The 14439-nt window shown below is 49.3% G+C and carries 9 protein-coding genes; all 9 read left to right on the forward strand.

Annotated elements, in window-relative coordinates:
- Nucleotides 1-129: 129 nt before the first annotated feature.
- Nucleotides 130-999, forward strand: a complete 870-nt coding sequence (locus QTL79_RS12645; protein WP_346355330.1) for an aldose 1-epimerase family protein — start codon at nt 130-132, stop codon at nt 997-999.
- 15 nt (nt 1000-1014) lie between these two features.
- Entirely contained in the window at nt 1015-2496 is a 1482-nt protein-coding gene (locus QTL79_RS12650) for a tetratricopeptide repeat protein (RefSeq protein WP_346355331.1), read from the forward strand.
- 216 nt (nt 2497-2712) lie between these two features.
- Nucleotides 2713-3189, forward strand: coding sequence for a PTS sugar transporter subunit IIA (locus QTL79_RS12655; RefSeq protein WP_346355332.1), 477 nt, complete (start codon nt 2713-2715; stop codon nt 3187-3189).
- A 33-nt stretch (nt 3190-3222) separates the two neighbouring features.
- Nucleotides 3223-4059 carry a PRD domain-containing protein gene (locus QTL79_RS12660; protein WP_346355333.1) on the forward strand — a complete coding sequence of 279 codons (837 nt, stop codon included), beginning with the start codon at nt 3223-3225 and terminating at the stop codon, nt 4057-4059.
- 54 nt (nt 4060-4113) lie between these two features.
- The gene (gene nagE, locus QTL79_RS12665; RefSeq protein ID WP_346355334.1) at nt 4114-5517 is read left to right on the forward strand and encodes an N-acetylglucosamine-specific PTS transporter subunit IIBC; all 1404 of its coding nucleotides are present in this window, start codon (nt 4114-4116) and stop codon (nt 5515-5517) included.
- A gap of 296 nt (nt 5518-5813) precedes the next feature.
- Complete coding sequence (locus tag QTL79_RS12670; RefSeq protein ID WP_346355335.1) at nt 5814-6716, forward strand: type I phosphomannose isomerase catalytic subunit; 903 nt, start codon at nt 5814-5816, stop codon at nt 6714-6716.
- A gap of 147 nt (nt 6717-6863) precedes the next feature.
- Entirely contained in the window at nt 6864-8270 is a 1407-nt protein-coding gene (locus QTL79_RS12675) for an FAD-dependent oxidoreductase (RefSeq protein ID WP_346355336.1), read from the forward strand.
- 9 nt (nt 8271-8279) lie between these two features.
- Nucleotides 8280-9362, forward strand: a complete 1083-nt coding sequence (locus tag QTL79_RS12680) for a lipocalin-like domain-containing protein (protein ID WP_346355337.1) — start codon at nt 8280-8282, stop codon at nt 9360-9362.
- Between the two features lie 41 nt (nt 9363-9403).
- Nucleotides 9404-14374, forward strand: coding sequence for a diguanylate cyclase domain-containing protein (locus tag QTL79_RS12685; RefSeq protein WP_346355338.1), 4971 nt, complete (start codon nt 9404-9406; stop codon nt 14372-14374).
- Nucleotides 14375-14439 lie beyond the last annotated feature (65 nt).

Raw genomic sequence — 14439 nt, forward strand, 5'->3', positions numbered from 1 at the left:
TGGTGGTTTTTTATGATTTTAACACGCAGATCTTTTTTACTTATGGCAGGAAAAAAGTAGCTGGAAGCGGTATTATCATAAAGATTACGCGTCGACAAATAAGATGGACGGGTGCGATAGGGGGACAGTATGATTACGACATTGAAAAATGATTTTATTACGGCGTCGCTTGACAGTCTTGGCGCCGAATTGACGAGTTTGCGGCTGAACGAGGACGGATCGGAATACCTCTGGCAAGCGGATGCGGCGCATTGGGGTCGTCATGCACCGGTGCTGTTTCCGATTGTCGGGCGGTTGCGTGACAATCGTTGCCGGATTGCGGGCGAAAGCTATGCAATGACGCAGCACGGTTTTGCGCGGGACATGGAATTTAGCGTTGTGGAACAAAGTCCAGACGCAGTCACATATTGTTTGAAGGCCGATGCGGCGACGCTGAAAAAATATCCCTATCATTTTGCGTTGTGCATTGAATATCGTTTGTGCGTTAACGCCATTAACGTCGCGTATCGCGTGGAAAATAAAATGGATACGGAGATGTTTTTTTCAATCGGCGCGCATCCGGCTTTTAATTGTCCGCTAGTGAGCGGCGAAACATTTGCCGATTATTATCTGGAATTCGAAAAAATGGAGACGATCGGCAACTATTTGTTGGAACATGGATTATTACGCTTGGAAACGAAACCCTTGTTAAAAAACGAAGCGGTGATTGGCCTGAATTATCCGCTCTTTGCTAATGATGCGCTGGTTTTTAAAGGTTTGCAGTCGCGCGTGGTCAGTTTGAAAAGCCGCAAATCTGACAAGTCGGTAAAAGTGATGTTCGAAGGTTTTCCCTATCTTGGCATCTGGTCAAAGGAGGCTGCGCCATTTATTTGCCTTGAACCGTGGTACGGCGTGGCAGATCTGGCCGATGAAGAACGTGCGTTTGAAAAGAAGGAAGGTATGCAGAAACTGGCTGCGCACGAAACCTTTCGCGCGGCGTATCGGATTGAAATCCGCTAAGGAGGTTTGAAGAATATGGCGGGCAGGCAGAAAAAGGCGCGCAGTGAAGCGCAAGAAATGGAGCTGGGGACGCTGGCTTTGGAAAACGGTGCGTTCGAGACCGCTGCCGCGGCGTTTTGTCTGGCGATCGCTCAAGAGCCGGAAAACGCCGTGGCTTACGGTGGTTTGGGCCTGGCCTTGCTGAATCAGGAAAAATGGAGCGAGGCGGAGGCGTGTTTTCGCAAAACGGTCGATCTGGAGCCAAAGCGGGCGGAAGGCTACAATAATCTGGCGCTGGTCTTTATCGAGACGAGACGCTTTGCTGAAGCGGAGGCTTGTTTGGAAGTCGCGCTCAGCTTGGCGCCGGAATGCGCGGCGATTCACAATAACCTGGGTTTGGCGTCGGAAGAACTGGGCAAGCTGGAAGAGGCAAAAAAGTACTACCGCGCAGCGATCCGCCGAGATGCGATGTATGCGCAAGCCTATTACAATCTGGGGAACTTGCTGAAGAAAGCATTACAACTGCCGGAAGCGGAGGAGTGTCTTGAACAGGCTGTTTATCTTCAGCCTGAATATGGCGAGGCGCATCATTCACTGGCGACGTTAAAATTATTGCAAGGGCGTTTTGCGGAGGGCTGGCGGCAATATGATAAGTGGCGCATGAAGCAGCCGACGCGTCGGGCTCAGGGGATTCCGCGCTGGTCCGGCGAGACGTTGCAAGGCCGAAGTATTCTCTTATATTATGAACAGGGATTCGGCGATACGATTCAGTTTGTTCGTTATGCGCCGCTGGTCGCAGCGCTGGGCGCTGCGGTCGTCGTCTGGCTGCCGTCTGAACTGGGCGGCGTATTTGATGCGCTTGATGAAAAGATATCCATTCATATCGGTGCAGTGCGTCCGGAACAGGCTTTTGATTTCGCCTGCCCGCTTCCGAGTCTGCCTGCACTCTTGCACGAGGGCGAGCCGACGCTTTTGGCGACGCCTATTCCGTATGCGGCGGCGTCTTCGGCGCTACGCTGCGCATGGCGGGCGCGAATCGATGCGAGACGCTTGCCGGGCAGACTGAAAATAGGCATTGTCTGGGCCGGAAATCCCGGCCATCACAATGACGCCAACCGCTCCATCCCCTTCGAACAGTTCAGGGCACTGCTGCGTGAAAAGGATGTAGAGTGGCATAGTTTGCAGGTCGGCAGGAGCAGTGATGATTTGCAGGACGAGAGCGCGCAAGATGTACTTGATTGGTCGGCGCAGCTGACGGATTTTTCGCAGACCGCCGCGGCGCTTGATCAGCTCGACCTTCTGATCGCGGTGGATTCATCGGTGGCTCATTTGGCCGGAGCGATGGGCAAACCGGTTTGGTTATTAGTGCCGTTTTTACCGGATTGGCGATGGCAACTGAAGCGAGAAGATAGTTACTGGTATCCCAGCATGCGTTTGTTCCGTCAGGAAAAAAACGGCGATTGGGCAGGCGTTTTGCAGCGTGTGGCGCAGGCGCTAAAAAAAGTGGAAATCCTTTAGCTTGACAATGAACAGCGTCCTGCCTATAATAAAAACATAGCGTGTTACTGTTGAATCAGGCATGAGCTCTCAGCTCATGCCTTTATTTTTTCTCTTGTGTTCGTTGCAATTTACTTGCGACGTTGCCGGGGGACGCAAGGCGGTTGCTGAGGGCGTTAGCCCGGCAAAGCCGGGCTTTTTGATTTTCGAGAATGGAAATGCTGAGGAGGACAGACAATGTTTAGCTTATTTCAAAAGAGTCAGGATATCATCGCGCCAATCAGCGGAAAAGTTATCGGTCTTGACATGGTGCCGGACGCGGCGTTTGCGCAGCGTATCATCGGTGACGGTGCGGCGCTGAGCGAGCTGTGCGACGACACGGTCTACGCGCCGGTGGATGGTACGCTGACGTTGGTGTTTCGCACCAATCATGCCTTTGCGATCACGACGAAGGACAAGCTGGAAGTCTTGGTTCATGTAGGGATGGATACGGTAAAAATGGAGGGAGAAGGCTTTGAACGCCTTGCCGAAGAAGGGGCGCAGGTTAAGGCCGGACAGCCGGTTCTGCGCATTGATCGCTCTAAGATCGAAGCGGCCGGATATTCTTTGATAACGCCGGTTGTCATTACTTCAATGGCTAACATCAAAAAAATCGAGGTGATGCTCGATAAAAAAGTAACCGGCGGTAAAGATGCCATGTTTTCGCATAAATGAAGCGGACTGTGAAGCAGTCGTGGGGGGCTTGCGGTGAGAAGCGATCAATGTGAAATCCTCAAAGTGTTTAACAATAATATCGTCCTCGCGGCGGCGGACGGCAAAGAACAGATTTTAATGTCGAAAGGCATCGGCTTTGGCCGCCAGAGCGGAGACCGGATCGCAGCAGGAACCGAAGTGGAGAAGATCTTTGCGATGCAGGATGCGGAAAACCATGACCGCTTTTGCAAACTGCTAAGCCAAGTCAATGATGAAACCTTTCGTATCTGCCAAAAAATCATCCGCATGATCGGTGAGCGGCTCGGCGAAGAGTTGGACGAAAACATCCACATCAATCTGGTCGACCATATTGCGTTCATGGTCAAACGGGTCATGAACGGCGAACAGATCCATAATCCGTTCCTGACGGAGATCGAACTGCTTTATAAGACCGAATTTCAGTTGGCGGAGCAGGCTGTTCAAATGCTGCGCCAGGAGACGAAACTTACGATTCCAGACGGTGAAATCGGCTTTATTGCCATGCACATTCATTCGGCGCGCAACCAGGGGAAATTGTCACAGACCGTGAAATGCGCGTATCTGGCGAACAGCATCGTGGAACTGATCGAAGAGGAACGCGCCATAACCATTGACCGACAGTCGCTTGATTACGCGCGCTTTATCACGCATGTGCGCTTCACGGTGCAGCGTTTGACCAGCAATACGCCGATTCCCAACGATTTGCTCTCGACGATTAAGCGCAAGTATAAGACCTCATATCTTCTGGCGCGCAAGATCAGCAAGATGATCGCCTTCGAATTGGAACTGAAAGAAGTGCCGGAAGGCGAAGTCGGCTATATTGCGATCCATATCGAAAAACTCTGCAGCTAAAGAGGTACGACCCCGGTATTCCGGGTAGATTATAAAAAACAAGGAGGTAGAACAATGTCATCAAATGTAATGGGGTATATCCAAAAATTAGGCAAGGCGCTGATGACGCCGGTCGCTGTATTGCCGGCCGCCGCACTTTTGCTGCGTCTTGGCGCGCCGGACATTCTGAACTGGCCGTGGATGTTCCAGGCTGGCGATGCTATTTTCGGTAATCTGGCGGTCATCTTTGCGGTAGGCATCGCAGTAGGTCTGGCGGAAGAGAACAACGGCGTTGCCGGTCTCGCCGCTTTGGTCGGCTATTTCGTATTGACTAAAGTCGGCACCAGTTTTGACAAGACGATCAATATGGGCGTTCTCGCAGGTTTCCTCTCCGGCATGGTAGCAGGCTATTTGTATAATAAATATCGTAACATCAAGCTGCCGGATTTTCTTGGCTTCTTTGGCGGCAAACGCTTCGTGCCGATCATAACTTCGATCTATATGCTGGTTATAGGCGTTTTGGCAGGCTACGTGTGGCCGCTGATCCAGCATGGCTTGAATACGTTCGGCAATGCGATCGCCGGTTCCGGTGCGGTCGGTGCGATGATTTTCGGCATTCTGAACCGTGCGTTGATCCCGTTCGGTTTGCATCATGTTTTGAACAGCCTCTTTTGGTTTCAGTTCGGTACGTTCACCGATGCGGCCGGCAAGGTCGTCAACGGCGACCTGACGCGTTTCTTTGCGCATGACCCGACGGCCGGCACGTTTATGACCGGTTTCTTCCCGATTTTCATGTTTGCATTGCCGGCTGCCTGCCTGGCCATGATCACTACGGCCAGACCGGAAAAACGCAAAGCAATCACCGGCATGATGCTCGGCATCGCGTTGACCTCCTTCCTGACCGGCATCACGGAGCCGATCGAATTCACCTTCTTATTCCTCGCGCCGGGCTTATATGCTGCGCATGCGCTCCTGACGGGCCTGTCGATGTTTATCACCGCATCGCTCGGCATGAAACTGGGCTTCGGCTTTTCCGCCGGTGCAATCGATTATGTGCTCAATTACGGCATCGCGACGAAACCGGCGCTGCTTTGGGCCGTCGGTGCGGCCTTCGCGGTCATTTACTATCTGGTCTTCGTATTCGTGATCAAGAAATTCGACCTGCCGACGCCGGGCCGCGAAACGGACAATGGCGATGAGGACGTTGACGGCGTTACCGAACAGCAGGCCGATCTGACTGAGCGGGCGCATAATATTTTGCTGGCGCTCGGCGGCAAGGAAAACATCACGTCACTTGACGCTTGCATCACACGGTTGCGGATTGTCGTCAAGGACATGAGCCTGATTAATGAAGGCAAACTGAAACAACTCGGCGCGACCGGCGTCATGAAAATGGACGCGGTCAGTCTGCAAGTCATCGTCGGCACGGTGGCCGATCCGCTGGCTTCGTACATTAACCGCGAACGCAAACAATCCTAAGGCCAAACGAGAGTAGAATTCGATAACACGAAGAAGGGAAGCGGGCCGATAGAATCAGCCCGCTTCCCTTCTTCAACTCTTCGTGTAAAAAACATCCCGCGTGATTTCGTTTTGTCGACCGTCTCAGGCGACCTGTTGCAGGCCGCTTCTTTGCTGTTCAAAGGAAGGAGTAGGGTTGTTATGCTTTGCCATGAAATAATTGCCGCAGGCCTGTGGCAATTATTGTGGCTTGCATGCCTTCAATAATGTGCTACTATTAGGGATGACACTATCTGATGCGGCAGGGGGACAGGCTTATGTATCCGTTAAAATTTGAACCGATTTACAAGGAGCGCATTTGGGGCGGGCGCAAAATGGCATCGCTCTTACAACGCAAACTGCCGGAGGGCAAAATCGGTGAAAGCTGGGAGCTATCCGGTTATGGCGGCGATGTCAGTCGGGTGGTCAATGGAGCGCTGGCAGGCAAAGATTTAAATGAATTGATGAAAGATTATCGAGAGAAGCTGCTGGGAGAAACGGCAGCGCGGCTGACCGAATTTCCGCTCTTGATCAAAATTATCGATGCCAATGACAAACTTTCGCTTCAGGTCCATCCGGCAGACAGCGTGCTTGGCAACGGAAAAACCGAGGCCTGGTATGTTGCAGAGGCAGAGCCGGGCGCGCAAATCATCTATGGCCTTAAAGCTGGCGTTGACAGAGCGCGACTTGAGCAGGTCATGCAGGAGGGACGAATTCTAGATTCGATTAAAACCGTCACGGTTAAAAAGGGCGATCTTGTTTTTGTTCCGGCAGGCATGATTCATGCCTTGCTCGAAGGCGTAGTGGTTTATGAGGTGCAGCAAAGTTCGGATACCACATACCGCCTGTACGACTATGACCGCGTAGCGGCAAACGGCGCAAGACGCGAGCTGCATATCGATCAGGCTCTTGATGCCGTTGATTTTTCGGCTGAAGCGAGCGTGGATTTTAGCCAACCGGTTCACTGCCCTTATTTTTCGCTGGAGGCAATCCAGTGTGCCGGAGAGAAACAGCTTGCCACGCAGGGGGCATTTATGATTCTCTGCATTACCGAAGGGCGAGGAAAGATTGAATACCAAGGCGGCAGCGAAAGCGTCGCAGCCGGTGAGACGCTTTTGATTCCGGCTTGTCTTGATCAGATCCGAATAATCGGTGCAATGAATGTATTGCAAATTCGATAAAATAAACAGCTCCCGTTGGCGATGCGGCCAACGGGAGCTGTTTATTAAGAATTATATAAGATTATATTTATGAGCAGGAATTTACAAAAAATAGAAGAAAGGTTTTAATTAAGTGTTTTATACGCCAGTGAAAAGGATGAGACTGCGATGGAGTATGATTATGATGTTGCGATTGTTGGGGGCGGTCCGGCAGGATTGAGTGTTGGAGCCGAACTGGCGAAGCTTGGCAACCGGATATTGCTCATGGAAAAAGGGAAAATTGGCGATACGGATCGCGCCTGGATTGTACCGGGATCCATTCTGGCGACCGCGGATGCGAGCGTACAGTCTTTTGCCTATAACGGGGTGCGTCGTTTTCTCGAGTACACGCCTACTTTGTCGATTCAGTGGGAAGCGGTGGCTCCTTGGGACAGTGACGAACGTTGGAAATGCTATCCGTATATTAGACAAACGGAGTTGCTTAATCACTGGGCCGATGTTATTCGTCAGTCAAAGTCTACGGTTATTGAGAATACGGCTTATCTTGATCATATAGTGGAGGAGAATGCAGTTCGTGTGCGCGCTCAGGGCGGGCAGGAATACAGGACGCGTATGTTGCTTGATGCATCAGGATACCATTCTTCGCTCGCGCAAAAACAGCGTATCAGTCGAGAGGGATATTTTTGGTGGTCGGTATACGGCTATGAACTGGAATTTGAAAATACGGCGCAATTGTCGCATCCAGGGACGCTCGGTGCGATGCAAGTTGGCGATTATATGCTCTGGCAGTCATTTAAGTCGAGTCCGCTTGATGCACGGGCGACGCTGTCGCAGCTCAAGCCGATTATGGAATATGAAGTACTCGATGAGAAAAAGGTTTTTGTCTTTATTTTGTTTTTTACTACAGATACTGTGGAGAAGTCATTTATCAAAAATCACTTGGACGATTTGTTGCAGCGTGATCCGGATTTAGCTGCATTTCGTACCGGTCGCGTGGCTTGTGAACGCTTTGGCTGGTATCCGTCCGGCGGTCTGTCGCAGCAATGTGCGACAGACCGGATTGCTTTCATTGGCGATGCCGGCTGTTGGACAATTCCGGCTGGCTGGGGAATGTCATTTATTTTGCAAAACTATCGGACCTATGCTGCTGGTTTGCATCAATTGCTGCAGGATGATGCGCTTGATCAGATAAACTTAAACCGGGCGGCAGTTTTTAATGAACGACAAAAGTACGAAATCTGCATGGACAAAGTCGTCTTGCATTTTCTCGCTTATGCGGAGTCCGAATTAATTGACCGTTTTACGAAGAGGATGCTGGATACATTTGGCGGCGGTATGCTGGAAACGATGTTTTGCCTGCAGCTTGATGAACGTCAATCCATTGACGCCCTAAAGGCAGTGGTTCGAGAGTTCAGCATTACGGAACTGGCGGGGCTGCTTAGCCGCGAGCGCGAACCGGAATTGCTGTTGACCGTGCTGGCGGAATTTGCCGAGAGTGCGTTGATTGATGGAATCCGGCGATTGTTGGGCAAAGAAAGAGAAGCGGCGGGATTTTCTTTTACGCCGCTGCGCTAAGGAGACGCGATGAAAAAAATATTGGGACGTCTGTATCATGCTCTTGTTTATCGCTATTCGCTGCTGCGGCCGCTTCACTATTTATTTCGCTCCCGTAAACGTAAGCCAATCAGGTTGCCTGAAGCGGATGGGTTTCTTAGAGAGCAGGATGTGCAGTGGTGGTATTGGACAGGCCATCTCGAGTCAGAGACGGGACGGAAATATGGTTTTGAAATTGTATTTTTTGCTTTTAATAGCTGGATTTTCTTTAAGAATCAACTGGCTCAAGCGGCTATTACCGATATAAGCGAAGCTTCATTCCAATACCGGGAAGAAGTTGAATTTTGCAGCTTGCCGAAACGATTGGCAGGCCGCTTTGCGATGCAAGCCGAAGAAGACGGCAGGGCAGTCATTGTTGCAAACGGCGGCGGCGGACGGGATCGCCTATCCTGTGAAGTTGGGAAATACGAGCTGCAACTGCAACTAACGGATAGGAAGCAGCCGGTGATGCATTATGGCGGTGAGGCTCACGACTATTCGTTCGGCGGCTATACCTATTATTATGCACGCGAGCGGATGCAGGTTCAGGGAACCATTCGAATTGACGGGCAGGAATATGCCGTAACGGGCGAAAGCTGGTTTGACCGTCAATATGGTGACTTATATGAGAGCATTTTTAAAGGATGGCAGTGGTTTGCGTTAAGCCTCAACGACGGACGCGCCATTATGCTTTATGACTTTTTGGGGACGGCTTATCAGCAGGAACGAATTGGTTCGATCACTTCGCTGCAAGCGACGCAGGAATTGGGTATGAATGACTTTTTCGTAACGATATTAGACTCGTGGCAGTGTCCGGAGAGCCGGATTCGCTTTCCTGCTCGCTGGCGACTTAATGTCAAGGGGGAGATCTTTTCTGTTACGCCGTTGGTTCAGGATCAAAGTCTGCTGGCGCGACATGGATGGTGGATTGGCCCGGAATATTGGGAAGGGGCGTGTAGCGTCACAAACGCGGATGGTAGTTTAGTCGGTCAGGCCTATGTTGAACTGAATGGTTTTGGTCATAAACTGATCAGCCTCGATCTGGAAGGTGAAAATTTGGATTTTGCGATATAAACAGAGTCGCTTTCAGTTAGGCGGAAAGGACGGGGTTGAGTATGCTGGCACGCGAATATGAGCTGGGAGAAAAAATGTATGAAAGTACGACCAGCATTCTATATCGGGCAACAACGTTAAAAGACCGGAAAGCGGTCGTTCTAAAAATGAGCCATGAAGAGTACCCTGGTCCAGAAAAAGAGGCTCAATTGCGTTATGAATATGAACTGACAAAAGAAGTCAGCGGTCCTAGCGTAATAAAAGCATTGGACTTAATTGAAGAAAATGGTACGAACATCATTGTGTATGAAGACTTTGGCGGTATGGCGTTAAATGATTTAGATTGTTCAAAATGGCGCATGCGGCAAAAAATAACCCTGTTTCTCAAAGTGATTGATGGGTTAAGTACGGTTCACAGCAAGGCTGTTATTCATAAAGACTTAAATCCGGCCAATATTGTTTTGAATCAGTCAACTGGTCAGGTAAAACTTATCGATTTTGGCAACGCAACGCGGTTGACAAGAGAAAATATTGTAAATGTGCCGCGCCCGAGAATTGAAGGGACGTTGGCGTACATGGCGCCGGAGCAAACCGGACGGATGAACCGCATCGTTGATTATCGCGCCGATTATTATGCGCTTGGCGCGACCTTTTATGAAATAATGAGCAATCAATTTCTGTTTCCACACGCCCAGGATTCGGTAGAATTGATGCATTGCCTGCTGGCCAAGGAACCGAAGCCTTTGACGGAGCTAAATGAAAAAATTCCGCCTATGCTGTCGCGCATTGTAATGAAGTTGCTGGCTAAAAATGCAGAGGATCGCTATCAAAGTTTGTACGGCGTCAAAGCAGATTTGGAAAATTGTCTGGATCAATTGGAAAATAAGGGCAGAATCGATGATTTTATGCTTGGCCAGAAGGATGATCTTGGCAAGTTTGAAATTCCGCAACGCCTCTATGGGCGCAAGCAGGAATTGACGGAATTGATTAGCGGTTATGAAAAGGTATACCGTGGCGGCTTTGAAATGCTGTTAATAACAGGACCTTCCGGCGTCGGCAAAAGTCTGCTTGTCAGCGAATTGCAAAAAGCGGTTATACAGGGGCGCGGCTATTTCGTAACGGGAAAATATGAAAAACACAAACATGAAATTCCTTATAGCGCCTTGCTTGACGCGTTTCGCGATTTGGTGCGCGTTGTGCTGACGGAGCCGGAAGAGAAAATTGCCCAGCTCAAAACACGTTTAAAGGAAAAATTGGCTGCGAATGGACGAATTATTACAGATGTGGTGCCGGAAGTAAAATTTATTATTGGCGAGCAGGCGGCGGTTGAGGAGTTGACGCCTGTGGAAAATAAAAATCGTTTTCATTTTGTTTTTCGTGAATTCATCAGCGCGTTTGTCGGATCCCGGCAGACACTGGTGATCTTTCTTGATGATCTGCAGTGGGTGGATGATGCGTCGATTGAACTTTTGCGTACGCTGGCCTTGACGAAGGAGCACGGCTATTTGTACCTGATCGGCGCTTACCGAAAAGACGGCATAAATGAACTGCATCCGTTGTCCGTTGCGTTAGAAGAAATGGAAAAAAGAAATGGCAGAGGCATCAAAACCATTCATTTAATGCCGCTTGGCGTTTCGGCCATTTCGGAACTGCTGGCCGATGCATTGAAGAGTGATGTGAAAAATGTGCAGGCGCTGGCCGAGTTGATTCACCATAAAACGGACGGCGTACCGTTTTTTATCAATGAGATATTATTGCAGTTGGAGAAACAACATTTAATTTGGCTTGATTACCAGGCCATGTGTTGGAAATGGGATTTGGCAGGCATCAAAAATGCAGGAATTTCCGATAGCATGGTGGGCCTTCTTAGCAAGCGAATCAACAGTCAGGATGAAAATACGCAGCGTGTGCTCGGAATGGCGGCGTTGGTCGGAAATCGTTTTGATTTTACATTGTTGTCGGAACTTGATCCAAATCGGCAGCATCTGATAGCAGCTGCTCTTTGGAATGCATTGCAGGAAGGCTTTATCCAGCCGCTCGATCCGGCTTACAAGTATATTCAAGATGCAAAGGTTGATTCTGTATTCCGTTTTTTTCATGACAGCATTCAACAAGCAGCGCAAAGCTTACTTAGTGAAACGCAACGTATGGAACTCCATTTGCGAATTGGCCGTATTTTGCGTGAACAGGAAAAGACGGTGGGCGGTGAAAGCAGGATTTTCGATATGGTCAGGCATTTGAACGCGGCGCAACCGTTAATAAGCGATCCGGCCGAACTGCGCGAATTAGGAGCTTTAAACTATTGGGCCGGAAAAAGAGCTAAGAAATCCTCTGCTTTTAGCACTTCGTTGGTTCATTTTCACCGTGCGTTGGAACTCTTGGGAACAGATGCTTGGCAAAAAAATCCGGCGTTGGCGCTCGACGTATATGTGCAGGCTGCGACAGTTGCCTATTCTTGCGGCGCATATGCGATGATGCAGACTTACAGCGATAGCGTATTTGTCAATTGTCAGGATCCTTTTGTTCGCGTATCGATTTATGAAATTCAAATTCGTGCGCTGCTGGCGAGTGGTAAAGCGGGCGAAGGCGTCGAATTGGCACGTACAGCGTTGTCGATGTTGGGCGTTAATTTTCCCAGAAAGATAGCAAAACCATATTTGTTGCTGCAACTGACGACGTCAAAATTTTTTCTCCAACTTCGTGGTTTAGAATCGCTAGAGGAACTGCCGGCACTGCGCGATCAAAGACAAGAAGCGATTATGCGGATTTTGGCGGCAGTATCGTCATCGGCCTACCTGGCAGCACCGGAATTATTTGTATTGATGGTATTGAAACAAGTGGAAATCACCGTTAAATACGGCAAGTCCTCTCGCAGTCCGTTCGCATATTGCCTATACGGCGTCATTGTCGGAGGCGTTTTGGGCGACCTTGGGACGGGATATAAATTTGCTAAATTCGGTCTGGAGGCGATTGAGAAGGGGAATTATCAGGAAGCCGTTGGTAAGACGATGCTCGTCGGCAATCTGTTTGCTGCGCACTGGAAAGATCCGCTGAAAAAGGTGATTGCAGAATTTATGCGCGCCTATCGTGTTGCGATGGCTGACGGAGATTTAGAATATGCGGCATGGGCGTTAATGGCGCATGGCTTTCACTCCTTTTTTTCCGGTGCGCCGCTTGCTGACGTTGAGGCGGACTTGTTGGCTGCCTCGGAAAAAATAAAAAGCGAACTGTGCCAGGAAACGCAATATGCCTATACGCGTTCTTTTGCGCAATTGGTCGGAAACTTACGTCGCGCCGATAACCTGGAAGGACAGGATGAAGCAGCGCAGCTGATGGAGTATCAGCGCAAAAATGACAGTAACGGGCTTTATTACACCTATAGCAATAAAATGTTGGAACAATTATTTTTGGGGCAACAGAAAGAAGCGCTTGCGTCTATGCGTATGGCGAAGCTGTATCTGGAAAGTGTGTTGTCGACGATCAATCATCCTGTATTTTATTATTATAGTACGCTGATTTACCTGATCGAGTATGACAGTTTATCTGATCAGGAACGAAATGAAATTGGCAAACAAATGAAACGCCTGAAGGTGTGGGCCAAAACGGCGCCACATACGCATGGCTATAAATATCGTTTTCTTCAAGCCGAAATGTATGCTCATGAACGAAACTATGCGGAAGCTTCTACGGCCTTTGATGAAGCGATTGAAGCGGCAAAGAAAAATGAATTTTTGCAGGATGCTGCATTGGCGAATGAGCGAGCGGCAGAGTTTTATCAAAAACAAGACAAAGAAACGATTGCACGTTCATATCGTATGGCAGCGTATCACCTATATCGTCAGTGGGGAGCGGAAAGTAAAGCTAAGCGACTGCGCGATCAGTATTTGTACTTATGGATGAAACCAGAAGAAAGCATCGCTGCCTTAAACAGTAAAGATTCACTTCGTTTGACGGCGCCGCAAGCCTTTGATTGGGCCAGTATTGTAAAAATTGCGCAAATGTTATCCAGTGAAATGAATTATGAACAGCTAATCGTAAAAATGATGAGCATTGTAATGGAGAATGCCGGAGCGCAACGCGGCGTCTTTCTTGCGCAAGTGGGACTTGAACTAAAAGTGGAAGGGCGGGCGGATATGGCAGGCTCGCAATGTCGGATTTTCCCGGTCGTTGAAGCTGAGGCGGGCGAGGATGCATATTCGATCGGCATTGTTAATTATGTGCTGAGGACGGAAGAAAGTCTTGTGATTCAAAATGCGCTGACAGATCGCTTGTTTGCCAATGATCCATATGTACTAAGTCGGGAACCGATATCGATTCTTTGTATGCCGGTTTGTACGCAGAAAAAGATAATCGGCGTTTTGTATTTGGAAAATAATTTAATCAAAGGAGCTTTTACGCCGGAGCGAATTGAAATTTTACAAGTCGTAGCTTCCCAATCAGCAATTTCACTGGAAAATATTAATGTATATCAACAACTGGAAGAAAAAGTGCAGGAGCGGACTTGTCTGCTCAATGAGCGAACGCGCGAACTGGAGAACGCTTATGAAGAAGTTAAATATATCAGTATGCATGACGCGTTAACGGGTTTGTACAACCGTGCTTATTTTGAACAGGAAATGCAGCGTTTAGGGAAACGACGCCAAGGGGGAACGGGCGTACTTGTTTGCGATATGGACGGTCTCAAGCGAATTAATGATTCGCAGGGGCACGAAGCTGGGGATAAGATGCTGCAGGCGGCAGCTGACGTATTGAGAAAGACCTTTCGTCCGTGTGATATGGTAGCGCGAATCGGCGGCGATGAATTTGCGGTGCTGGTTCCTGATGCGGACAGGCTGTTGATGGAGCGCTTAAAAGAGCGTATTCAAACTGCTGTCGAGCAGTACAACGAAAAGGCAGGTGCAACAGATTTGAGCATTTCGGTTGGTTTGTCGTTGCAGGGAAATGCGCAAGCGACGATGCTGGATACGTTCAAAGAAGCGGATGAGCGAATGTATCAGGAGAAGGTACTAAAACCCAATGCGATGTGTCGCTGAAGAGCGACAGGAAAGGCAAGGCTTAAGTAAAAAAGTCTTGTCTTTTTTTAGCGCACGCGGTATGA

It is taken from the genome of Azotosporobacter soli (assembly GCF_030542965.1).
Classification (GTDB): Bacteria; Bacillota; Negativicutes; order SG130; family SG130; genus Azotosporobacter; species Azotosporobacter soli.